At 58.1% G+C, this 23,956-nt stretch carries 19 protein-coding genes and 1 pseudogene; 7 read left to right on the forward strand and 13 right to left on the reverse strand.

The annotated features are described in order from the left end of the window. Positions 1–29: 29 nt before the first annotated feature. The 5 genes from ET33_RS20915 to ET33_RS20935 form a co-directional block, all read right to left on the reverse strand. The gene (locus tag ET33_RS20915; protein WP_036686241.1) at positions 30–3,521 is read right to left on the reverse strand and encodes a hypothetical protein; all 3,492 of its coding nucleotides are present in this window, start codon (positions 3,519–3,521) and stop codon (positions 30–32) included. 82 nt (positions 3,522–3,603) lie between these two features. Next, positions 3,604–4,680, reverse strand: coding sequence for a glycoside hydrolase family 88/105 protein (locus ET33_RS20920; RefSeq protein ID WP_036686244.1), 1,077 nt, complete (start codon positions 4,678–4,680; stop codon positions 3,604–3,606). Positions 4,681–4,698: 18 nt separating this feature from the next. Beyond that, a complete protein-coding gene (locus ET33_RS20925; protein ID WP_036686246.1) occupies positions 4,699–5,565 on the reverse strand; it encodes a carbohydrate ABC transporter permease in 867 nt (288 codons plus the stop codon). 22 nt (positions 5,566–5,587) lie between these two features. Next, positions 5,588–6,556, reverse strand: a complete 969-nt coding sequence (locus ET33_RS20930; RefSeq protein WP_036686248.1) for an ABC transporter permease — start codon at positions 6,554–6,556, stop codon at positions 5,588–5,590. A gap of 154 nt (positions 6,557–6,710) precedes the next feature. Then, positions 6,711–8,267 (reverse strand): extracellular solute-binding protein, encoded by a 1,557-nt coding sequence (locus ET33_RS20935; protein WP_036686250.1) that lies wholly within the window; start codon positions 8,265–8,267, stop codon positions 6,711–6,713. A 333-nt stretch (positions 8,268–8,600) separates the two neighbouring features. Between ET33_RS20935 and ET33_RS20940 the strand changes: the two genes are divergently transcribed. Together ET33_RS20940 and ET33_RS20945 are read left to right on the forward strand one after the other, a co-directional pair. Then, positions 8,601–10,871 carry a helix-turn-helix domain-containing protein gene (locus tag ET33_RS20940; RefSeq protein ID WP_036686252.1) on the forward strand — a complete coding sequence of 757 codons (2,271 nt, stop codon included), beginning with the start codon at positions 8,601–8,603 and terminating at the stop codon, positions 10,869–10,871. Positions 10,872–11,168: 297 nt separating this feature from the next. Continuing rightward, positions 11,169–12,002: an alpha/beta fold hydrolase gene (locus ET33_RS20945; protein ID WP_036686254.1), complete on the forward strand. Its 834-nt coding sequence runs from the start codon at positions 11,169–11,171 to the stop codon at positions 12,000–12,002. A gap of 136 nt (positions 12,003–12,138) precedes the next feature. Here the strand turns inward: ET33_RS20945 and ET33_RS20950 are convergent, their stop codons facing one another. Next, positions 12,139–12,351, reverse strand: a complete 213-nt coding sequence (locus ET33_RS20950; protein ID WP_051775481.1) for a VOC family protein — start codon at positions 12,349–12,351, stop codon at positions 12,139–12,141. A 220-nt stretch (positions 12,352–12,571) separates the two neighbouring features. Here ET33_RS20950 and ET33_RS20955 point away from each other — a divergent pair, with 220 nt between their 5' ends. Further along, positions 12,572–14,311, forward strand: coding sequence for a methyl-accepting chemotaxis protein (locus ET33_RS20955; protein WP_051775482.1), 1,740 nt, complete (start codon positions 12,572–12,574; stop codon positions 14,309–14,311). A gap of 94 nt (positions 14,312–14,405) precedes the next feature. On the opposite strand, the gene ET33_RS20960 is transcribed toward ET33_RS20955, so the two are convergent. From ET33_RS20960 to ET33_RS20970, 3 genes are all read right to left on the reverse strand, one after another. Next, on the reverse strand, positions 14,406–16,100 hold the full coding sequence (locus ET33_RS20960) for a methyl-accepting chemotaxis protein (RefSeq protein ID WP_051775483.1): 1,695 nt from the start codon (positions 16,098–16,100) through the stop codon (positions 14,406–14,408). A gap of 303 nt (positions 16,101–16,403) precedes the next feature. Further along, on the reverse strand, positions 16,404–17,777 hold the full coding sequence (locus ET33_RS20965) for a (Fe-S)-binding protein (RefSeq protein ID WP_036686256.1): 1,374 nt from the start codon (positions 17,775–17,777) through the stop codon (positions 16,404–16,406). A 3-nt stretch (positions 17,778–17,780) separates the two neighbouring features. Beyond that, positions 17,781–19,313, reverse strand: coding sequence for an FAD-binding oxidoreductase (locus tag ET33_RS20970; protein WP_036686258.1), 1,533 nt, complete (start codon positions 19,311–19,313; stop codon positions 17,781–17,783). Between the two features lie 210 nt (positions 19,314–19,523). On the opposite strand from ET33_RS20970, the gene ET33_RS20975 reads away from it, so the two are divergent. After that, positions 19,524–19,916, forward strand: coding sequence for a DUF2500 domain-containing protein (locus ET33_RS20975; RefSeq protein ID WP_036686260.1), 393 nt, complete (start codon positions 19,524–19,526; stop codon positions 19,914–19,916). Further along, positions 19,913–20,599: a FadR/GntR family transcriptional regulator gene (locus ET33_RS20980; protein ID WP_036686263.1), complete on the forward strand. Its 687-nt coding sequence runs from the start codon at positions 19,913–19,915 to the stop codon at positions 20,597–20,599. Before ET33_RS20975 ends, ET33_RS20980 begins: the two co-directional genes overlap by 4 nt. A gap of 61 nt (positions 20,600–20,660) precedes the next feature. Here the strand turns inward: ET33_RS20980 and ET33_RS20985 are convergent, their stop codons facing one another. From ET33_RS20985 to ET33_RS39835, 3 genes are all read right to left on the reverse strand, one after another. Beyond that, positions 20,661–20,984, reverse strand: coding sequence for a DUF2325 domain-containing protein (locus ET33_RS20985; protein WP_036686265.1), 324 nt, complete (start codon positions 20,982–20,984; stop codon positions 20,661–20,663). A gap of 88 nt (positions 20,985–21,072) precedes the next feature. Beyond that, positions 21,073–21,891: a ferric iron reductase gene (locus tag ET33_RS20990; RefSeq protein WP_051775484.1), complete on the reverse strand. Its 819-nt coding sequence runs from the start codon at positions 21,889–21,891 to the stop codon at positions 21,073–21,075. Then, positions 21,872–22,111, reverse strand: coding sequence for a hypothetical protein (locus tag ET33_RS39835; protein ID WP_036686267.1), 240 nt, complete (start codon positions 22,109–22,111; stop codon positions 21,872–21,874). Before ET33_RS39835 ends, ET33_RS20990 begins: the two co-directional genes overlap by 20 nt. Before the next feature lie 178 nt (positions 22,112–22,289). On the opposite strand from ET33_RS39835, the pseudogene ET33_RS39840 reads away from it, so the two are divergent. Next, positions 22,290–22,558, forward strand: a pseudogene (locus ET33_RS39840) (cell wall hydrolase); the annotation flags it as partial. 121 nt (positions 22,559–22,679) lie between these two features. On the opposite strand, the gene ET33_RS39845 reads toward ET33_RS39840, so the two are convergent. Further along, positions 22,680–22,781, reverse strand: coding sequence for a dihydroorotate dehydrogenase (locus ET33_RS39845; RefSeq protein WP_100085691.1), 102 nt, complete (start codon positions 22,779–22,781; stop codon positions 22,680–22,682). A gap of 575 nt (positions 22,782–23,356) precedes the next feature. Here ET33_RS39845 and ET33_RS21005 point away from each other — a divergent pair. Next, the gene (locus ET33_RS21005) at positions 23,357–23,911 is read left to right on the forward strand and encodes a DoxX family membrane protein (RefSeq protein WP_036686270.1); all 555 of its coding nucleotides are present in this window, start codon (positions 23,357–23,359) and stop codon (positions 23,909–23,911) included. The last annotated feature ends 45 nt before the right edge of the window (positions 23,912–23,956 follow it).

Consider the following 23,956-nt stretch of genomic DNA (forward strand, 5'->3'; position numbering starts at 1 on the left):
CGTCCCTCTCTATACTTATGGTTTCGTTGTTACTCACGCGGCTGCGAGGCTTCTCCGGCCGCCGCCTGCATCGCAGCCGCCTCGGCCGCTCCCGCCGGACGGCCGTCGATATAAGCCTTGCGGCCCGCTTTATCGACGAAGAGCGCACGCCCTTCCGCGAGCAACAGCAGCATCCCCTCGTCCTCGACAACCAAAGCGCGCAGCACGTCGGTGCGGCCGGCATATTTCGTGATCGGCCTTGTGCGGAAGCCGGTGGCGGAAGCGTTCGGTTCGATTTTGCTCACAAAATAAACCCAGTCTCCCGCTTGGTATTGCGCTGCCGCGCCGTCCGTAAGCTGCACCATCAGCTTGTCGGAGTTGGCAAATTGCACGATCGTGCCGTTATTGTCGGAGGTCCGCACATTCGTCGGGTCCCACAGCGCCTTCGTATACAAATCGTCCATCACTTTGCCGTTTGCCGTCACAAAGCCCACGCTCAGCTTGTCGAGGTCGGCCTTCGACAGCCACGTCGGCTTGGCCGCTCCGCCGCCCGGCGCATTCTCGGCCTTCAGCAGCGGCCAGCCGCTCACCTTCGCGGTGCCCGCCACCATCGCAGGAGCCGCCGCCGAGCCGCTGTCCGCGCTAAGATCGAGCAGCGGGCTGCCGTCCACCGCATACAAGCCGTTGATGCGCACCCGGTCCGGCTCCAGCGCGCCGGGAACGTAAGGCCGGTTCGGCACGGACATATAAGGCAGGCCGATCAATTGATTCAGCGACGTATAGCTTTGCGCCGAGCCCATCCGCACGGCGAGCACATTGTACAGGGACGTGCCGTTCGTCACGTAATATTGCAGCGTCAGGTTCGCCCCGTCGCCGGGACCGCCGGCGCTGCCGGTATCCTTGCGGATATAATACCGCGGCGTGGACCAATTGTCCGTCGTCCGCTTCACGTCGTCGTACTGCTTCTTGCCCTCCGCATCCGTCGCATACCAGCCGATGAGCCGGTCGATCTTCGGAAAGCCGGGCTTATCCGGATCGGCTGTACCCGTGTCGAGCAGATGCTCGGTGAAATCCGTGCCGGATACGGACAAGTTCAACGGCTGCTTATTGTCGTTTTTGAAGTAGACGGACACTTGCCCTTTGCGCAAATTGTACTCTTCCAGCTTCTGCTGCTCGCTGCGGTTCCACGGGTACTTTCGCAGCATCCGGTGCATCGCGACCGGCCCGTGCATGGCAATGTGCCCGAGATTGGCCGTATCGCCGTAGGACGGCGTCGTCGAACCGAACGATTTGATCAGGAAACGGCCCACATCGGCCTTGAGCGCATCGCCCCAATACGATAGCCCGGAGAAGTTCCCCATATTAAAAGCCGAACCGCCGCCTTCGTTGTGCCGCGAGCCTGCAAAAATCCATCCGTCTGCCGCCAGCCGCGCATTAAAATAGTCGGCCATTTCCAATCCGTCCGCCCGAATGACTTGCTTCAGCTCGCCGAAAGCCGCGTCTCCGTCCGGGATCGATTCGATGATGTCCGCCAGATCGCTGAGCGATACGCCCGCGTAGCTGACGTCGAAGCCGTTGACCTCGTAAAAAATGTTCCGTCCGTCCACCAACTGCCGCGCTTGCACACGCATGCCTTTGTCCGGCAAATTCGAGCCTGCCAGTCCCCGGATATAATAATCCGTGACTTCCCGCTTCAGCGCCGCATCGTCCGCGGCCACCGCCAGCTCCACCCCGCCGAGCAGGCCGACAAGCGCCTGGTTCATCGAGTTTTGCGTACTGAATTTGGTCACCCGGGTCAGCCAGCGCCACATCGAGTACGCTTTGTCCTTCGCCTGCGCCAGTTGAGTCTCGGTAAACAGCCCCTGTCCGTAGGTCAGCGCCGCCGCCAGATTGTGAAGCCCAAACGCTGTCGTCGGATAATCCGCATTTGTCGTGCTGCCGCTGACGCTGTACGGCACGTAAGCCTCCCCGCTGTTCGCCTTCCCGTCCAGCAGACGGGACGCATTCGCGGGGTTGTCGGTCGTCGTCACCCGCCGGTTCAAATAAAAATCAAGCGCGTCCTTCGCCCGCTTGGCGAGCGCCGTGTCCGTTTTTCCCGTGATGCTCCACATGTACGCAAGCAGTCCCGCCGAACCGAAGCCCGCTTCCGTGCTGCTGCTCTGCTGGTCCACACCGATGTAGGACATTTGGTCGAACTGCACGGTGCCGACGGCCCGGTCGAGCATAAGCTCGCAGATCACGTAGTGCACCGGATAAGGCGTATCGAACACGCCGCCGATCTCGCTCCACTGCCCGTTGGTCGGCGCGCCGTAAAAGGTCTGCTGCCCGATTTCCCGGTCCTTCATGTCCATAAATCGGAGCCGCATCGCCACGCCGCGGCCATCCTGCGCGGCGAAGCCGGGCTGCGTCTTGTACTTGACCGTCGCGATGCGATAGTCGCCTCCGAACTGCCGCGTGCCGTTCGATGACGCTTTCGCCGTCATCGTCAGCGCCGCCGCCGTATCGGCCGACTTCGACGTGAGCATGCCGCCCTTGCCGGCATAGCCGCCCGCCGCGGACCCGCTCCATGACTCGACGGCCGCGCCGCCGAGCGATTTCAGCGTCCACGCCGGGGAAGCCGCTTCAAAGCCGCCGTTCGGGAAGGCGGCCGTGCCTTTCGCCGCAGCGACGACGCCGTCGCTGCCGGTCGTCGTATCGACGCGCATCAGCCGAATGCCATCCCACTGCACCGTGCCCTTCGCCCGGTCGAGCCCGGCTTCGACCCGGATGCTTGCCGCCTGCACGCCCGGTGCCGTCACCAGTCCGCGAAGCTCCTGCCAGCCGCCGCGGGCATAGACGGCACTCGTCACTGTGAACGGCGGTGCCAACGGACTTCCCGCCTCGTCCAAAAAGGTTACCTTCGCGTAAATCCCTTGTCCTCCTTCGGAAGAGACGATCTGCTCCGCCTTGTAGAACGCACTGAGAATCATCACGCTGTTCGGCGCCACCGTCGCTTTCACCGGCGTCGCATAATCGACCAGCACGTCGGCCGGGTTCGCGATGGTTTGCGAAATCGCTGCGCTGCGACTTGTTACCGCTTCCATTTGCAGCAGCTTCAAGCCTTCCAACGCGGCGCTTGCGTCGTTCACCCAGCGGACCGTCCCCGTCTGCGGCACGCCTCCTTGTCCGTCCGTTGCCGTCCAGCCGTCCGGCAATGCGCCTGCACCTTCTTCGAAGCCGAAGTTCGCCACAATGTTTCCTGCCGTCAAGCTGCCGGCAGCGGCGTTCACATACACCTTCTGCGGAAAATTGTCCGTCCGCCCGTCCGGCTGCTGGTTACCGACCAGATTGCGCTGAAAAAATTGCAACTGCCGCTCCACGGAAGCCGCGTCCGGAAATACGTTATCCACCCGGTCGTAAAACAAGCTCGTGTCCGGCGTCATCGCCGACGGAGCGACGGACGCTTGCGCCCCCATCGGAACCAGCACAGATAGCGCTGTCGTCCCTGCGACCAGCGCCGACAACCAGCGCAGCCGTCCTCTGCCTTTGCTTCCCTTTTTCATGTTCGTCCCTCCCGACTGGTCTCGCCTTGCTAAACCAAGAGCTCCTCCGCCTGCCCCGCAGGAGCGGGCGAAGGAGCTTCTTTCACCGTCCGCCGCCGTTCCCCTCCGTCAGCAGCTCGCTGGCCAGCAGCAGCGCCAGCGCCTGACCGTACGGCGTCGGCGTTATTTTTACCTCGTTGTACGCCTCCACCGTCGGCATGACGGGCGTCCCGCCGGACACGCCGTGCACCGCTCCGTACACGTCCACGTGGATGAGCACCGCCTGCGCCGCCTTGCGGACGGCTTCTTCCAGCTTCGCCCGCAGCGCCGCATCCGCCGCCATCCCGTGCTTCAGAGCGAGCAGCATCCCGTAGCCGATCCCCGCCGCAGCCGACGTTTCCAAATAAAAATCGTCCCGGTCCAGTACGGTATGCCACATCCCGTTCGGCGTCTGGAAGCGCAGCAGCCCTTCCAGCAGCTTCGTGTACCTCCGGCACACCTCTGCGGGCGCTTCGGCCAGCCCCCGCACCTCGCGCACGATTTCCGGCACGCCGAAGGCCACCCACGCGTTCGCCCGGCCCCATCGCGCCGCCGACATATGATCGCCGCGCTGTCCGTCGTAGCCGTGGAACAGCACGCCCGTCGCCTCGTCCTGCAGCAGCCGGAGGTGGATTTCCACTTGGCGGACCGCCTCTTCCGCCATCGCCCGGTCACCGGTCAGCGAAGCGAGCCGGGCGAGGAACAAACCGCCGACCACGAGCGTATCCGCCCACATTTGCTCCGGGAAGTCGATGCCTTCGGTTACCGTATGCTCGAAGCCGCCCTGCGACGTGCGCGGAGCCTCCTCCATCAGCCAGCGGCCGTGCTCTTGCGCCAGCTCCATCCATCCCGCCTCCGCATCAGGCTGCTCGCGCAGCAGCTCCGTCAGCGCCGCGAACGGCGCCGTCGAATTGATGACGCGCAGCTCCGCCGCCTTGTGCCGGTTATCCCGCATCCAGCGCCACAAATAGTCGCGCACCTTCGGGCTTCCGGTCGCCTGCCCGTATTTTACCGCAGCGATCAGCCCTACGCCCGGCTTCCAGTCCCAGTTATACATATTGCGCTGCCAATCGCTTTCCGGCGCCGTCATCATATAGTGATAAATTTGCTGCGCTTTGGCGAGCAGCAGTTGATTGTCCATGGTTGCCTGACCCCTCTCCTATCCTTTGATTGACCCGATCATCGTTCCTTTGGCAAAATATTTTTGCAGGAACGGATAAATCAGCAGAATCGGCACCGTCGCGATCACGATCATCGCCATTTTTACCGATACCCCGATCCGCGGCGTATCGCCGCTCATGGCCGCATCGACGGCCTCGTTCGTCATCTGCACGAGAATTTGCCGCAGCAGCACCTGCAACGTCATTTTCTCCACCGCGCTGTTGTACATGACCGCCTGGAAAAAGATGTTCCACTTCGACACCGCGTAGAACAGCGTCAGCGTCGCGATGACCGGCAGCGAAATCGGCACGATGATCCGCGCGAGCACGCCGATATCGTTGCAGCCGTCCATCTTCGCCGATTCTTCCAGCTCCGCCGGCACCGACCGGAAGAAGCTGACCATAATCATCAGATTGAAGACGCTGAGTGCGCTTGGCACGATCAGTGCCCAGAGCGTATTGAGCATATGCAGCTCCTTAACCAGCAGGTAAGAAGGGATGATGCCCCCGCTGAACAGCATCGTGAAGAAGGCAATGAACAGCATGACCGTCGAGCCGTGCACCGATTTTTTGGAGAGCGGGTAAGCAAGCGTCGTCGTCAGCAGCATGCTGAGCGCCGTGCCGATGACGGTCACGAATATCGTATTTTTGAACGTTTGAATGAACTGTTGATTTTTAAACACCGTCTCGTAGGCAATCGTCGACCAGCCCTTCGGCCACAGCAGCAGTTGGCCTTCGAACACCAGGTGCGGCGAAGACAGCGAAGTGACCAGTACGTTCCAAAACGGAAATATCATCAGCAGCGCCAAGAGACCGAGCAGGACTCCGTTGACCGCTTCGAACAGCCGGCCTTTTTGCGATTTCATCGGACTTCCGCCTCCTTCCTTCCTAGAACAGATAGTTGTCGCTCGTCTTCTTTGCAAGCCAGTTCGAGCCAAGAATCATCACGAGCCCGACGACCGATTTGAACAAGCCGACCGCAGCTGCGAAGCTGAAGTTGCCTTGCAGCACGCCCGCTTTAAACACATACGTATCGAACACTTCCGCCACCTGCATGACCATCGGATTACCCATCATGTACAGCTGGTCGAACGACAAGCTCATAATGTGCCCGATTCGCAGCAGCAGCAGCACGACCACGGTATTCATCAGCGCCGGGATCGTGATCGAGCGGATCTGCTGCCAGCGCGTAGCCCCGTCGACACGGGCCGCCTCGTACAGCTCCGGGTTAATGCCCGCCAGCGCCGCAAGGAAGATGATCGTGCCCCAGCCCGCTTCCTTCCAAATGCTCTGCACCGTAATGATGCCCCAGAAGAGCCGTTGATCGAGCAGCAGCTGCACCTTTTCGAAGCCGAGCCCTTTGACGATTTGCGTAATCAAGCCCTCCGAGTTCATCAGCGTGACGGTCAGCGAGCAAATGACGACCCAGGAGACGAAATGAGGCAAGTAGATGATCGTCTGAATCGTTTTCTTATAAAATGCGATCCGCACCTCGTTAAGCAGCAGCGCCAGCACAATGGGCGTCGGAAAAAACAGCGCCAAATTCAGAAAGCTGATGACCAGCGTGTTGCGCAGCACCATCCAAAAGTCCGGGTGCTTGAACAGCCGCTCGAAATGCGCGAACCCGACCCAATCGCTGTGCAATACGCCCGCAAACGGGTTATAGTCTTGAAACGCCAGCACGATGCCGTACATCGGCACGTAATCGAACAGCAGAATAAACGCCATGCCCGGGAGTGCCAGCAAATACATGTAGCGGTCCGCCCACAGCTTCTTGGCGAGGCGCGAGCGTCCCGACTTCGCCGCCGCCCCCGTTCCCGGAGCGTTCCATGCCGCGCTTTTCGGCTGGATGGCCATGGGATGTCCCCCTTTCCTATCATTCGTATTGTCTCATCCGAACGAGCGGAGGCTTCCTCCGTCACACACAGTACGGCGCAGCTTGGCTGCCCGTTTTTGCGCATGACGGATACGCCGGCTTAGCATGCCGACGTTTCCGTCCGTATTTCGCGGATTACTTCGCACCGCCGGAGCCGGCGGCCTGGGCGATTTCATCCATCCATTTGTTACCTTCGAAACGGTCGTACCACTGCTTCACGATACCGTCCCAATCGTTCACGCTCAGGCTGCCCATAATGACTTTCACGATGCTGCCGTTGATGAACGCATCGGCCTCGGCGTTGTATTTCGAACGTGTCGGCGAGAACGCAAAGTCGAGCGGCGCGGGCAGCTTCAAAAATTTCTCCAGCATGAGGTTGCCGTCACTCACAAGCTTCTGCGCTTCGGCGCTGTTCTTCTTGCCCACGAACACCTCCTCGGTCTTGCCGACCGGCAGCGTCCACAGGAATGCGCCCGGCATGTCGCGCTTGGTCGCTTCCGCATTTACTTCGTTTTTGCCGTCCTTTTTCGTGTAGTGAACGCCTTCCACACCGTACAGGTTGAACTGCTCGCCTTCCGGGCTGGCGCCGAAGTCAAGCCACTCCATCAGCTTCTGCATTTTGGCCGGGTCCTTCGCCGCTTTCTTCGTTATGAACAACCCGCCGTAGTTGACGCGTCCGGTCGCCCCTTGGCCGTACGGCCCTTTAACCGGCTCGAACGGAACAAGCTTGCCATTCGGATTCGATTTCTTATAGTTGTCCTCGAAATCGTTAATTCGCGATGCATACTGGAAGAAAATGCCGGATTGCCCTTTGTTGACGACCTTCGATTCGGCGGTCCGTCCGTCCGTCACGGCAAAGTCGGGGTCGATCAGGCCGTCTTTGAACGCCTTCTGCATCCACTCGAGCCATTCCTTGAATTGCGGCGTCGCAAAATTCGGCACGTATTTATCGCCCTGCTTCACCCACTTGTCCTGAATGCCGAACGGCTGCTGCAGCCCGCTGACGCCGATGAACGCATTGTTCGCATAGCCGATCTGGATGCCGATCGTGTCTTTTTTGCCGTTCTTGTCCGGGTCGCCCGTCGCGAACGCTTTGGCTACGTTGTACAGCTCCTCGGTCGTTTTTGGCGGCTGCAGCCCAAGGCTGTCGAGCCAGTCCTTGCGGATCATCGGCATGTCCCCGGAGGCGACCGGATTGCGCACGTTCGTGATCGCATAAATTTTGTTCTGGTACTTCGTGATATAGAGATCCTTCTGCTTTTTCAGGTTCGGATACTTGTCGATATAGTCGTCGAGCGGGACGATTTCGCCCGCCTTGATCATGCCGACGATAAAGTCATCCATCGTCCGCCAGGCGAAGGCGTCCGGGACGTCGCCCGAGGCGATCTGCACGCGGATCTTCTCTTTATAAATCTCCCACGAGTTGATGTTCAGTTCGAATTGAACGCCCAGCTTCGTTTGCAAATATTTAAGCGCTTCGTTGCTGTCCGGCGACGTGCTCGGGATCGTATTCCCGTTGTCGTAGGCCAGCTTCAATTTGACCGGTCCGGACGGCGCCGCCGCTTGCGATTCTTTCCCGTCCGATGTGGCGGCACCCCCGCCTCCGCAGCCTGCGGCTACCGTCAATAAAGCCGCAGCCAGCATTGCGGCGCCGATTCGTTTTTCCGTACGCTTCCATCTAAGCTTAACCAATGTATCCAACCCCTTTTCCCTGCTTCCAAATGTCGGTCTATCGATTCCGTTGTGAGTTCGGCCGGCCTGCCATGCCTTTACTGTACTCCCGCCCGCCATCCGCGGCAATTGTCAAAAACGTACATCCGCGATTTCCGGCCAAATGACCACGCCCGATCCTAGCCCCGGATGCCGGATTTCCCGCTGAACGGCAAGTGTTAAAATGCGCAAATGTCCTTTTTGTCCGAAATGACACTTCCTGTGCTATAATTTTTCGTTGTACTGTTAAGATGCGAGCACGCGCTGCCTAAGCGCCGACAGTGGCAGCTCAGACAGAAACGGAGGGGAACCGGCATGCGGCTGCAGCGTTCGAAAAAAGCACAAACCGTCATCGTCATGCTGCTGCTCAGCGCTCTCTGCATTATGGCGATGGGCTTTACGGTGTATTTCCTCGCCACCCGAAGTCTGTCGGAGGAAGTGGAGAAGGCGTACCGCAGCTCGCTGCAGCGGACGCAGGACCGGGTGTCCAGCTATTTTAAACAAATCGATCAAGCCATTCTGCAATTCGAGAAGCTGCCTGCCGTCGAAAGCCTCGCTTCCCCATGGACGGAAGAGGACGGGATCGGGCTGATCAGCGTGCAGGAAACGATGCTTCGCATGCAGACGTCGCTGGAGGACGTGGACAACATCGCGCTGTACCGGGTATCGAGCGGCCGGCTGTTCAGCACAAACCGGCAGGTGACGGCGTTTCAGGACGACTACATGAACGTGATCGGGGCCTTTGAGCAGACGGGCAAAAAGGCCGCCCTGCTCAATCTGACGGTCCATGATACGCCGACGACGGTGTATGTGCGCAGACTGCCCGTTTTCCAGACGACGCAGGATTTATATATGATCATTCATTTGAATCAGCAATTTTTTGATCACATTCTCGGGCTGCCCGACGGGGAGCAGGGAACGTACTTTATATTGGACGAGCGCCGGGACATTTTGCAGGCCCGGGGCGCTCTGGGCAGGTCAACGCTGGAAAGCGAAATTGTCCCGTTGATCAAGGAAGGCAAGCCGAAGGCGGCGGACGACCTGTTCGTCGCGTATTTGCCCCCGTCGTACCAAGACTGGATATTCGGGTTCGCGATTCCGAATCACGTGCTGTTTGCCAAAATCGGCAGCCTTCGCAACGTCATCTTTGCCATCGCGGGTCTGTTGCTGGCGCTTGCCGTGCTTGTGACCCTGCTGGCAACGGGGCGGCTGTGGCGGGGCTGGAGCGAGCTCGTCTCGCTGGTGGAGGACAGCGGCCCAGCCCGCGCGGGCGCATCCGCCGGCGAACCGGTCCGAACCCCCGACTCGGACCCGGACGAATTCCGGCACGTCTACGATACGGTGCGGCGGATCAAAGCGACCCGCGACGAGCTGCAGGAGAGGATCAAGGAGCTGACGCCGGAAATCAAAGCGACCATCTTCCGCAGCCTGCTGCTCAAGGGCATCCGGTCGCAGCAGGATCGCGACAAATGCGAGCGCTATCAGCTTCCGCTGACGGAGGAAGGCGAATTCGGCTGCCTTGCCGTCCAGATCGACCAATACCGCAGCTTGGAAACGCTCTATTCTGAGATCGATCTGTACTACTTCAAATACGGCATATCCAGCGTCATTCAAGAGGTCATCGATACGAAAGGCAGCGGCATGGTCGCCGCTTGGGGCGAGGACCGCTTCATGGCGGTGCTCACGCTCCCTGCGGCAGCGCCGGAAGAAGCTAAAGCTGCGGTGCGGGAAGCGGCGCAAACGATCCGCGATTTTATCCGGCACTATTTTCCGTTCACCGTCTCCATTGGCGTGAGCCGCCTGCGTAAGGACTACGCTTATTTGAACGTATCTTCGCAGGAAGCGGAAGAAGCGCTGAAGCATAAGCTGGTCGCAGGAAAAAACGAAGTGATTCCGATCGAGGAATTCGGCGGCGAAACGGAGTCTCCTGAGGTGCCCTTCTCGTTCCGTGAGCTGGAAAACGATATTCTGTACGCCGTCCGCTCGCTCGACCGCGGGCTGGCTTACGACTATATCGACCGGCTGCGCGAATTGGAAGGGGTCCGTACGATCCACTATCAGTGGCTGCAATCGCGGATGATCGATCTCACGCTGTTCCTGTACCGCTCGGTCGGCCAGTCGCTGTCCCGCCCTCTGGCGGAACCTGTGGCTGCGGAATGGCTGGAGCTGTCCACGCTGGAGGAGTGGAGCGATTGGCTGAAGACGCGGGCGTGCGATCTGCTGATCGGCGAGCTGGAGAAGGAACACCACGGACATATGCGACGTGCCGCCGAACAGTTAACCGGCTTCATCGATACGCACAACGAAGAAGATGTCCGGCTGGAAAGCTGCTGCAAGGCGCTCGGCCTGCCAGTCACGCTGGGCAAGCAGGCGCTGAAGGAAGTGCACGATGCCACGTTCTCCGACTATCTGCTCGCCAGCCGCATCGCCAAAGCGAAGCATTGGCTGCGGCATACGGAGACGAGCATTGACGAGATGGCCTCGCGCCTGCAGTACAGCAACGCGCAGAACTTCTCGCGCACGTTCAAGAAGATCGTCGGCATGCCTCCGGGGCAGTACCGGAAAGAGTCGCGGGGAGAGGGATGAGACGACACGTATGCGGGAGGAGCGGTTTGCAGGAAGGTATGGCTTACAGGGTACAGGCCCTGGCTTGGAGAAATAAAGGAACGCAGATGCGTTATCCATAAAGCGAATGCACCCGGTTAAATAATAGAGGAACACACGTTCTTTACTTGTGTCGAATTTTATCCCGTTCGCCTGTCTTTCGGCCAATAAATCATCGTAGTTCCTCTATTCTCCGAATTGCAGTATACTAAGGCCAATTAACGCATCTGCCGTGCGCTATTATTAACGGCGACTGACTAAGAAAGAAGGCCAGGGCAAATGACTACCGAAAAAACAAATCCGCCTTTATACTACGAAACCCGTGGCGAAGGATACCCGCTGATCGTGCTGCATGCGCTGGCAACCGACCACCGGTCGATGATGGCATGGATGGAGCCGCTGTTTGAACAGCGGCCGGGCTGGAAGCGGATCTACGTCGATATTCCGGCTCACGGACGGAGTCCGGTTGAGCCTTGGATGAAAACCTCCGACGACCTGTTGTCGGTTCTGCTGGACGGCCTCCGGACGATCCTGCCGGAAAACGAGCGGTTCGCGATCATGGGGATGTCGTTCGGCGGCTACATGGCGCAGGGGATTTGGCACGCCGAGCACCGCCGGGCGGACGGGCTGTGTCTTCTCGCCCCGGCGCTTCACCGGAAAATCCGCACCCTCCCCGAACGAAGCGTACCGGTCCGGGACGAGGCGCTGCTGGCAGAGCTTGAGCCGGAGGTTCGGGCAGCCTTCGAAACATTAGCCACCGTGCAATCGCGGGCGAACTGGGAGCTTTTCCGGGAGGAATGGCAGCCGGGGCGTCTGCTCGCCGACCGCGCGTTTCTGTCTTCGGACTGGCGTACGCAAGGGTACCATTTTCAATGTGACCCGATCCCGGAGGACAGCCGTTTTCCGCAGCCGGCGTTGTTTCTCCTTGGGCGGCAGGATGCAATCTGCGGGTACAAGGATCATTTTGCCGTGCTCGAATCGTTTCCTCGGGCGACCTTTGCCGTATTGGACGGGGCAGGTCATCTGCTGCAGATCGAGCAGCGGAAGCTGGTACAGCATCATGTCGGCCTCTGGTTGGATGCTGTCGAGCGGGAGAAGCTGGCGTTTAGCTAACGAAGATGAGAAAAACAGAAGCCCAGCTGGTCCTAAAAAAGATAGGCGGGCTTCTTGATACGTTCCGGATTTTAATGTAACTCTTTTTTAACGTATGCCGTTTCTATGAAATACGATATATTCGCTGTCTTGTGCGTTACGTATGAGTAACTCCAATGAAATTGCCGTCCGGGTCCTCAAAATAAATGGCTGCGTGCGCATGCGGCCGGTTGAGCAGCACGATGGGACCCGCCGGCGCAAACCCGAAAGCTTCCTTCACCTCGATCCCCCTATCCGTAAGCCATTGCTTATCCTCGAACTCCACTTGAAAGGCGATATGCCCCAACGACGGATAATACGGGACGTTCACCTGTTCCGTCTCCCACAGACCGAGCCAGATCTTTTTCCGGCAAATGAGCCTCGTACAGCCCTTGGATCACAGGAATGGTCACCTTTCTAATTTAGAATCCGAGATCCCATACTTTTTCAATTTGTTTTAGTAACCAAAAATTTCACCTAGAAAACACCTAATAATTCTATCGAATTTTGTCGATAAAAAGGAGATGAACACAACAAAGGAGCGAAACATAATGGGTAGACATCACTTTATGCTTTCAGTCGGGAGAAAACTGTTTTTATCGTTTCTGCTCCTGATTTTGCTGCTGGCCGGCTTCGGCCTCACCTCGCTGGGCCGGGGGGCTAAGATGCAATCGAAGACGGAGGAAATTACCGGCGATTGGCTTTCGGGAGTGGGAATCGCCAACAACGTCAACTATTTGACAGAACACATTCTTGTTATGCAATATAAAATTTTGACCAATCCGGAAGTCGCTAAAAAACAACAATACATGCAGGAAGCCGACGCCACGTTTGCAGAGATCGACAAGCAGCTGGATCTGTACGGCGAGACGTACTCAAGCGACGAAGATCGCATCACGACGGAGCAGCTTCGGGCGAAATGGAACAGCTATAAAGAAGTTTATGACCGCACCGTAACGTTGGGCAAGCAAATCGACCTGGTTCGAGGCGCAGTGAAGCAGGAAAAAGAACTGACGGCGCTGATGACCCAATCCCAGCAGACCTATGACGAAATGCAGAAGCTGCTAAATAAAATGATCAAAATCAATAACGACGGCGCCAAAAAAGCGACGCAGGAAAGCGGACAAATCTACCAAAGCAATATCGGGCTTACGATCGGGATGATCGTCATTTCGGTCTTGATCGGAATCGCCTTGGTCATCGTGATGATCCGCATCATATCCAAGCCCGTAAAGCTCGTATCCGAATCGCTGCACCGGGTAGCAGGCGGCGACTTGACGGTCGAACCGCTCACGGTCAAGCAAAAGGACGAGATTGGAAGTCTGGTTGTTTCCCTGAACGATATGGTCGCCCATCTCAAAATGACCGTGGTGCAAATTCAAGAGGCATCCACGACGGTTGCCGCTTCCTCCGAGGAGCTGCAGGCCAGCTCGGAACAAAATACGATAGCGACCAAAACCGTTACGCTGTCCATACAAGAGATGGCCTCCGGTACGGAGAATCAGTTGATGCGCTCCGACGAAACCGGAAGGGCGATGGAAGAGATGGCGGCAGGCATTCAACGCATCGCCGAAACGACGTCGGACGTATCCGAGCTGTCTCAAGAATCCACCATCCAAGCGCAGCATGGCAATGACGCTATTCAAGCGGCGAGGAGCAGAATGAACGCCCTAAGCGATTCGGTCGGACAAGCGGGCGCCGATATCAAGACGCTGGAGACGCATTCCGTCAACGTCGGCAGCATTCTGCAGATCATCAACGACATCGCTTCGCAAACGGGTCTGCTGGCGCTCAACGCCTCCATCGAGGCGGCAAGAGCGGGAGAGCATGGACAAGGCTTCGCCGTCGTCGCGAACGAAGTGAAGAAGCTTGCCCAGCAGTCCGGTGAAGCCGTTCAAAGCATCTCGGACATCATCACGCAGATTCAAACCGATACATCCAAAGCGGTGCTCACGATGAACCGCAGCTTGTCGGAGGTTCGCATCGGCCTTCAAGCCGTTACCGAGGCGGATGAAGCGTTCCAGCAAATCACCCGCACCGCAAGCGACGTATCCGGCAAAATTCAGGAAGTGGCGGCGGCAGCCGAAGAAATGGCAGCAAGCTCGGAGCAGGTGTCCGCTTCCGCTTCGGAGATGAGCCAAATTGCCAAACATTCCGCCGAGTCGGCGCAGACGATTGCCGCTACAACCGAAGAACAGCTCGCATCAGCCGAGGAAATTGCTTCGTCCGCGGAATCGTTAAGCCGGACGGCGCAGGATTTATCCGAACTGGTCAACCGATTCAAATTGTAAGGGGCGCTCTAAGCGTCCGCAAAAGGGAGGAAGCCCCGCAGCGTATACGCGCTGTGGACTTCCTCCCTTTTCCATTTCACACTATGTTTCATGCTTATATTGTAAACTTGCGGACCAGCGTTTCCAGATTTTCCGCCTCCCGGCTCAGTCCTTCGGACAAGGAGGAAACCTCCTGCACCAAAGCGGTTTGCGTTTGGGTTTTGTCGTTGACGATCTGCACGCCGTCCAGGGATTCCCTGGCGACATTGGCCATATCGGAGACGGAGGCGGCAATTTCCTCCGAGCCTGCCGCCATCTCCTCCGAAATGGCCGAAACCTCTTGGATTTGGGCGGCGACCTCTTTGGTGGCCTGCAATATTTTTTGGAACGAATTGCTGGCAGCCCGCACCTTGTCGCTGCCCAAGGTCACCTCTTCGCTTACCCGCTGCATCGCTTTGACCGTTTCCGTCGAATCGCTGCGAATTTCCTGGAGCAGTTCGGCGATCTGCCCTGCCGAGGCGGCAGAGCCTTCCGCCAGCTTGCGGATTTCCGACGCCACGACCGCGAACCCCCGGCCGTGCTCCCCCGCCCGGGCCGCTTCGATCGAAGCATTGAGCGCAAGCAGATTCGTTTGCCTGGACAACGTAGCGATCGTATCCGCAATTTGCCCGATGTGGGACGAACGCTCGTCCAGCCTGGACACGATCCGGGCGGATTGGTTAACGGATTCGTCGATATGATCCATTTGCTGCTTGGCCTGTTCCATATGTCCGTAGCCGTCCACCGCTTCTTTCTCCGTATCCACGGCGGCCCCGGACAGCTCGGTAGCCGATTCGGCCACCCGCTGCACGCCCTTGGCCATTTCTTCGATCGCCCGCGATCCGTCCAGCGTGTTCTGCACCGAAATGACGGCCCCCTGCTTGATCATCGCCATCCGCTTGCCGATTTCCTCGGTTGCGGCAGAGGTCTGCTTCGTATTGGCAATCAGCTTCTCCGACGTCTCCCATACCTTCTCGGAGGTGCCGGTAATCTCCTTGATCATGCCGTGCAGACTGTCCAGCATCCGGTTAAGCGAGCCTGCGATTTCGCCGATTTCATCCTTCGTATTCGAGGTCAGCCTTGCCGTCAAATCTCCGCCGTTGCCGGCCAGCTCGGCAATTTTCTCATTTACTGTTTTTAAAGGCCGCAGCTTAATTAAGATCAAGGTAAAAATGCCGAACAAGACCAAGAACGTAATCACCAGCAGGATCACGGCGAAGCTCATCATGGAGGTAGCCGTCTGACGGGCCGCGTCCGCCTCCTGCTGTGCCCGGGTGTTCATCTTGGTTTGAAATTGTTGGATATAGCCCGTAATTTCTTTTTTGCTCGCATCGTATTGTTCGCCGAACATAAGCTTCCGGGCACTGTCGAAATTTTTCTCCTCCACCGCCTTCATGGCGGCTTCCTCGGTTTTGATCAAGGTGTCGGAGCTGTTCTTCGCTTTCTCGATCAAATCCAGCTCTTCCTGCGGCGCCTGAAGCGCTTTCAGCTGTTCGACAACCTTATCGCGCGACTTGGTCTCGTTGACCTCTTTCCAGTAATGATCGTAGTACTGCTTGTCCCCGAACTGGACATATCTTCTCATCTCTTCGGTCAAATAATCGGAGGCATTCTTCAAGTCCAAGCCGAGCTGCTTGAACTGTGCCTGCCGTTGTACCGCCAGCCGCTCCTGGGCGATGCCATTCTCCAGCTTGCTGACACTGAACCAGTTGAGCAGCGATAATACCAATAAAAGTCCGCCCATCACCTTTAACCAGCTTGAAATCTTCATCCGTAGTCCCCCTGAAGTCCTGATTTTATTCGACATTTTTCAACAATATTTATCGACATTTTTAGACAAAAATTTGATATGCAATTTTTTACTTTATATTTTTTTACGACAAATTCAACGAGGAGAAAATGAGAAAAGGATACGGCGAGCGGAAGAAGTAAGGTGAAGTTATCCGAAGCGCTGGAGTCGATTGGAGAGTGGGGCCGGGGACAGGACCGTTTCGATGCTTATGCAGAGCGTCAATAGCAATAAAAAGCCGGCATATCCTTAAAGGATATGCCGACACTAGGGCGACGCTGCGGACTACCTCTCCCCCGCCGATTCGGCGAGAAAATCAACCAGATGCATCGCTTGCATCGTCTTGTCTTTCCCGTGGCGGTGCACGCCCCATTTCATCTGAAGCAGGCAGCCCGGATTCGCCGTCAGAATGACGTGCGCCCGGGTACGCTCCACCTGCTCCATCTTATGGTCGAGCACGCTGGCGGACATCTCCGGCTGCGTCAAATTGTAGATCCCGGCGGAGCCGCAGCAGCGGTCGGCGTCGGGCAGCTCCTGCAGCTTCGTACCGGGCACGGTTCGGATAAGCTGCCGCGGGGCCGATGCGACGCGCATCACGTTGCGCAGATGACACGAGTCCTGGTACGTGACCGTCACCTGCTCCGCCCCTTGGCCGAGCGGCTTCAGCGGCAGTGGACGACCCTCGGCGAGCAGCTCCGACACGTCGCGGACCTGTGCGGCGAATCGGCGGGCCTCCGCCTCCTCGGCATCGCCGTGAAGAAGGTGGTCCACCTCCTTCAGGGTGGCGCCGCAGCCTCCGGCGTTGCTGACGACGGCATCTACGCGGGCCGCGCCGAAGGCAGCGATGTTGGTCCGGGCCAGACGGCGGGCGCTCTCCCGTTCGCCGGCATGGGCGTGCAGCGCACCGCAGCACGTCTGTGAGGCCGGGACCACGACCTCGTAGCCCGCCAAGCGCAGCAGCTTGATCGTGTTCACGTTCGTCTCCGTGAACAGCACATCCATGATGCAGCCGCGGAACATCCCGACCCGCCCGAGACGTTCGCCTTCGGCGGGGATCACGAGCAGCGATTGTCCGCCTTCGGTCTGTTCCCAACGGGCAGGCAGGCCTAGCTTCTCCCAGCGGCGGATGACGCCGTCGCCCGCCGCTTGCGGCAGCACCGCTTCCATCTCGCGCATATGGGCCGGGAACAGCTTCATGACGCCGAGCCCGCGTGCCAGCTTCTGCAATCCGCTCGTTTGGTACAGCTTCAGCGACGAGCCGAGCAGCCGCATTCGGCCGTGATGCGGAAACAGCCGCTCCATGAACAGCCGCTTCACGGTCCGCACCGGCCACCGCTCGGCGGTTACCGCCGCGATCGACTCGCAGGCCTGTTCGATCAGCTGCCCGTACTTGACATCCGACGGGCAGGCCGGCTCGCAAGCGCGGCAGCCGAGACACAGGTCCATCTGCGAGCGGAACGCGGCGTCCGGCTCCATTTTGCCGTCATAGACGGCCTTCATCAGCGCAATCCGGCCCCGCGGCGACGCCGCCTCCAGCCCCGTCTCCTGAAACGTCGGACAGGCCGTCTGGCAAAAGCCGCAGCGCATGCAGTTGGTAAGTTGATCGGGATCGAGCGTAAGCTGCAGCTTCTCGGTCAATGATTTGATCTCCGTGCTCACGCGTCACGCACCGCCTTTCGCCGCCGAATCGCGGCCGTCCTCAAGCGAGGCCCCGGACAAGCCCGTTTCCCCAGCACCGGCTTGCTCCGGTCCCTTGGTTCCGCCCGCTTCGTTCCCCGCTCCCGGCTCCGAGGTGTACACAACGCGCTTGCGCGTCTCCGCGAACAGCTTGCCGGGATTGAGCAAGCCGTCCGGGTCGAACGCCTGCTTCAGCCGCTTCATCAGGCCGATGCCGGACGCGCCGACCTTCCATTCGAGATACGGCGCTTTCACATGCCCGACGCCGTGCTCCCCGGTGATGGTGCCTCCGAGTCGGATCGCCGCGTCGAAAATTTCCTCGAACGCCAGCTCCACCCGGTGAATCTCCTCCGCATCCCGCGCATCGGTCATCGCCGTCGGATGCAGGTTGCCATCGCCCGCATGACCGAAAGTGCAGATCCGCACGTTATGCTTCGCCGCAATGCGCTGTACCTCCAGCACCATGTCGGCAATCTTCGAGCGCGGCACCGTCGCGTCCTCAAGAATGGTTGTCGGCCGCAGCCGGGAGAGCGCCGCCAGCGCGCTGCGCCGGGCTTCCATCACTTTGGCCCCCTCTTCCGGCGTCTCGGCCACCTTCACCTGAATCGCCCCTTCGCGTTTGCAAATCGCCTCAATCAGCTGTAGGTCCTTCTCCACCTGCGCCTCGTCGCCGTCCTGCTCGATCGCCAGGATCGCTTGCGCATCGACCGGAAGGCCGATTTTGGCGAATGCTTCCACCACCTCGATCGTCGCCTGGTCCATAAACTCAAGCGTACAGGGCGTAATCCGGTTCGCAATAATCTGCGAGACCGTCCGCGCCGCCGCGGGCAAATCGGCGAACACCGCGATCATCGCCCGTCGGTACGCCGGCTTCGGCACAAGCTTGACCGTCGCTTCCGTCAAAATCGCCAGCGTGCCCCCGGACCCTACGAGCAGCCTCGTCAAGTCGTAGCCAGCGACATCCTTCACCAGCTTGCCTCCCGTCCGCAGCACCTCGCCGCTCGCCAGCACCGCTTCAAGCCCGATGACGTAGTCCTTGGTCGTGCCGTACTTGAGCCCGCGCAGCCCGCCTGCGCCCAGGGCGATGTTGCCGCCCATCGTGCAGATGATCATGCTGCTCGGGTCCGGCGGATAAAACAGCCCCGTTTCCTCGACGGCCGTATGAAAGCGCTTAGTATTCAGACCCGTCTGGAACGTCGCCGTCAGGTTGTCCTGATCGATCTCCAGCAGCCGGTTCATCCGCGTCATGACCATAATCAGCCCCCCGTGAAGCGGCACGACGCCCGCGCACAGATTGCTGCCAGCTCCGCGGGTGACCACCGGAATCCGGTGTTGGGCGCAGACGCGCATCACCGCCGCCACTTCTTCCGTCGAAGCGGGAAAAATAACGCCGTCCGGCATCGATTGGTACAGCGGCGTAGCATCGTAGCTATACGAAACGAGCGTTTCGGTATCGTCGCGGAACCAGGCGTCCCCGACAATCCTTCTTAATTCTTGACTAACCGTTGCAGCCAGCAAAGCGTTCCCTCCCGTATGCCCCTGAATTAATCAGGTCATCTGATGACTTAATTATAAAAGCACCCGCCTTCCTCCGTCAATGCTTCCGTCGTCCCGCAAGGCGGCATGATTCGCCCGGGCAAACATGGTACAATAAGGGAAATCCTGCACGCTGCCGCAGTGTGCTTAACGCCGCATGATTTCGGTTGCGTTTCGACTGGAGGGAATGCCATGGATTTTTTTTCGACACCACGGGGTCTTTTGGACGGGCCTCCACCCTTCTTCATTTTCTTCTTTGTGCTTATTCTGGTTCTGATCGTAGGTACCGTCTTGTACGGGATTTTCTATTCCGTCTCTGTCTGGTCCGCCAACAATGCGTCTGAGCGTCTCACCGTCCCCTGCCGGGTCGTCGCCAAACGCACACAGGTGTCGGGCGGGTCCGGGGATTCGAGCGCTTTTACGAAATATTTCGCGACCTTCGAATTCGAGGACGGCGGACGGGTTGAGCTTCCTTTGAAAGGCCCCCAATACGGACTGCTGGTCGAAGGGGACTTCGGCGAACTAACGTATCAGGGCACCCGCTTCATTGATTTTGTCCGCATGAGAAAGGAAGAGCATTCATGATCCGCAAAGGCTATGAAATCGTCGCCGACACCCTTCGCGAGCAGATCGAGCAGGGCGTCTGGCCGGTCGGTTCCCGGATCGACTCGGTCGAGCAGCTTGCCGTGAAGTTCGGCGTCGGCCGCTCCACGATCCGGGAAGCGCTCATGTCACTCAAGGCGCACGGCTGGGTGGACGTCCGCCACGGCGGCGGAACGTTCGTGCTCCGCAATAGCGGTGCGCTTCAGATCGAAGCGCCCGAGATCGGCAACGTGGAGCAGCTCCGGCAATGGCTTGAGCTGCGCTTCATCCTGGAAACCGAAGGCGCGGCACTGGCCGCGGCGCGGCGCAGCAACGGGCATCTGAACGAACTGGACGGAATCCTCGCGGAGATGGCTTCCCTGACCGACGAGGACAAGCTGGAGCAATGCGACATCCGCTTTCACCTGAAGCTGGCCGGAGCGTCCGGCAACGAGCTGCTCGTACGCACGCTGGAGACGCTCTTCCTGACCATGGGTCCGGCGATGCGGGAGAGCCGCCGGCTGTGGCTGTTCGCGGAGCAGAGCCAGACCGTCCGGCTCTCTGAAGAGCACCAAGCCATCGTCGACGCGGTCCGGCTGCAGGACGCTGCCCTTGCCCGAGAACGCGTCGCCTCCCACTTGCGCAAGGTGGAGCAGATGCTCCGCCGTTTAACTTACGAAGCCTGATGGCATACGGCCATGTGCATACGAAAAAGCCCGCCGGCATATTCCGACGGGCTTTTCTCATTTAATGGGCGGCTCCTCCGCCCTTTTTCAACCATTCGCAGCCGTCCGCGCAGGAGCAGAGCGCCTTCTGTACCGAGCACCACGAACGTTTCGCATAATAAATCGGCACTTCCTGTTCCTTCGCTTGCTGCTTGATGGCTTTGGTCAGATTGTGATTGACGTAATCCGTCAGCACAAGCACCGCGTCCACCTTTTCCGGAATCCCCTTCTTCACCATTTGGCATTTGCGTCCGGACATATGCATCACTTCGTCAAAACCGATATTCGCCAGATGATCGGGCATATTGCCCAAATGATCCGCTCCTACGACCAAAATCGACGGCATGTTTCGAGCCTCCTTTTCGTTAACGGGCTATCTCCTGAGAGGAGCCTTCCGTGCATGTATTTTTATCGTGTGTGCCTTCGATTCTTCATTATTTCGCGCCCGCGAGCAGCTTGAGCTTCCGTTCCTCGCGCTCGGCGCTGCTCATCCGCGGACAGGTATAGCAATACCCGTGATCCGTATCCGTCTTGTAAGCGAGACAGCAGCTGACTTTCATCCGCAGCCGCTCTCCGGGATTCCGCGGATCGTCGACGTAGCGGAACTTCACATCGAGCGGATGCCGCGGCCGGCCGAAAACGTCCGGCGACAAGTCCGACAGCAGCGCCTGAAAGTCCTCCGTCAGCTTGGCTCGCAGCTCTTCGCTATCGGCTTTGGCTAGCGCCATATCGTGCACGTAGTACATCCGGGTCGCGATCTGCCCCCACAATTGTCCCGCATCGAGCCCTGCCGCTTGCGCCAGCGATGCGAGCAGCGGCCGAAGCGTCTCTCCATACAAGGCGGAGAGCGCCTGGCGTCTCCACCCGGCCCGGTCTCCCGCAGGCACCGACAGCGTCTTGGCGTCATGCAGCCGGAACCCGAACATCGGTCGGCCTTCCTTCAGATACAAATTGACCGTCAGATTGCCCGGCGAAAAATCGAACGCCGCATCATGTCGGCTAATCATATACTGCTGCGCCGCGCACAGCATGCCGAGCCAGCCGCTAAAATAAGTGGCCGGCGCTTGCCCGTCCAACGCGCGAATATGCTTGCCATACTTCACCAGAAGCATGTCCGCATGCCGCCGTTCGAACAGCTGCGACAGCTTGACCGACAACTCCCCCTCGTCGGGAAGCTCCCGTATGAAAAAAAACTGTGCCTCCAGCTCGCCGAGACCTTGCTCCGCCAGCACTTCATTCCTTGCCTGCTCCATGCCGCTCTCCCTTCCCGTTCCGGTTATTGCTCTCGGGCGCTCTTTCGATGCTCCCCTGAGCCTTTTCCTCTTCCAACACTTGAACCGAAATCCTCTGTATGTATGAATCGTACCGGCGCTCTTCCGGCTGCGTCTGTAGTCTGACGGGAATCGAACGGTCCGCAATGCTGCCTGCCCGGCTAAGGTTTCTATGCCTGATCAGCTCATACAGCAAACCCACGGACGACTCCTCCTCTTATTGTATGATAATGATTCTCAATAACATGTATATTACAAATGATAATGGTTATCATTATCGTTGTCAATGGGTTGCCCCTTTTCTCCTAATGCAGGCGACAAAGCATTGGCAGGCTTCGGGTTCCTCGTTCAGTAACGAAGATAGTACGCTGATGGCCTAAACGGTTTACGGAGAAGCCTGGGGTGAGCCCTATACCGGCCAAGTGGCGGTGACCGCCTTTTGAACCGGGTCAGCCCGCAGTTTCCGAATACCGTTTCGGGCGTTATTTTTCAGCCCGGGGCATTTACCGCCGTGGACGACGGCCAGATCTGGCTGACGCCGGACAGCACAGCTTACCAAGCGGTCTATGACGCCGTGAACGGCTGGGACCCTTCAGGCGAAGCGCTGTACTATTTCAATCCGGCTACGGCCACCTCGCAGTGGATCTGATCCAGGTCGCAAATTAAACGAATCGGCCGCCATATTTTTTGCAAATGAGAACACGGCTTCAATTGAAAAGAGCCGGGCCTTCGCAGGTGCCCGGCTTACCGTTGCTTTCACTATATGAAGCTTAGAAGAACAAGACGCTGCAGCTGACAATCACGAGCAGAATGAACAGAACCAGGATGACGCCTGTCGATGTGAAACCGCCAAAACCACCCACAATGATCAGTCCTTCGACAAAATTGAATATCCGACATTCTCCCCATGTCGAATATTCGCAATATTAATGTATGCGGAAGACGAATAACCGGTATGGACGAGTGAGGGGGGCATAGATTCAGACAGGCCCATTCTTTTGCTAGGTTGAAGCGACAGGATCAACCATTTTTCGACTGTGTGATCTTTTTCACATCACTTTCCTCTCGGACATGCTATAGTAAAGGCGTAGGGAGGAAGCAAATCCCGACATCAATCAAAGGAAAGGAACATGCGATATGAACACCGTGCTTCGTTCCCGCTCCGGCCGACGATTGCTGCTATAGCAACCAATCTTGCCTTTAAAAAGTCTCTTACCTTATTGAAAGGCAAGCAAACAATTTTTCTTACATGAATTTGTGAATTTTTTCACGATATCTTGTTGGAAACCCGAACGGATTCAACGGTCCGTCTAATCCTGTAAGTTTAAATGGATATTATCCCTTAATGATGGTAATTTATCCCTCTTCATCTCTTTAGTGTTGTGCAATAATGAATTGAAAGTGTCACTGTTTGGACACAATTTGATACCCAAAGGGAGCGATTATGATGATTATGAAATGGTTAAGAGAAAACGTGTATGCTGCCGGCTTGCTGCTCATATTACGCGTGTACGTCGGATGGACATGGCTTACGGCCGGGTTTCACAAACTTACCGGCGGGTTCGACGCCACCGGCTTCCTGAAGGGCGCTGTTGCCAAGCCGCCAATGGACAAGGCCACAAACGAATTGATTTACCCGACCTTCAACGCGTTTGTCGAAAATTTCGCTTTACCTAACGCGAAGCTGATCAACGTCATGATCCCGCTCGGTGAGTTTCTCGTCGGTCTCGGCTTAATTCTCGGGACGCTCGCGACAGCAGCCGCCTTCTTCGGATTAATGATGAACTTCATGTTCCTATTCGCCGGAACCGTAAGCACGAACCCTTGGATGGTCCTCCTCGGCTTCATCCTCTTGGCCGCAGGAGCCAACACCGGCAAATTCGGTGGCGACTACTACGTACTGCCTTACCTCCGCAAAATGTTCCGTAAGATGAACAAAGGCGGAGACGGCCACGATCCTAACAAAACCGCCGGCGGCACCCGTGCCCCGATGGGTGCGTAACCGAATGAATGAAAAGAAGCGCAAGCTGATCAGCTTGCGCTTTCC

The sequence above is a fragment of the Paenibacillus tyrphae genome (genome assembly GCF_000722545.1).
In the GTDB taxonomy this organism is placed as follows: domain Bacteria; phylum Bacillota; class Bacilli; order Paenibacillales; family NBRC-103111; genus Paenibacillus_G; species Paenibacillus_G tyrfis.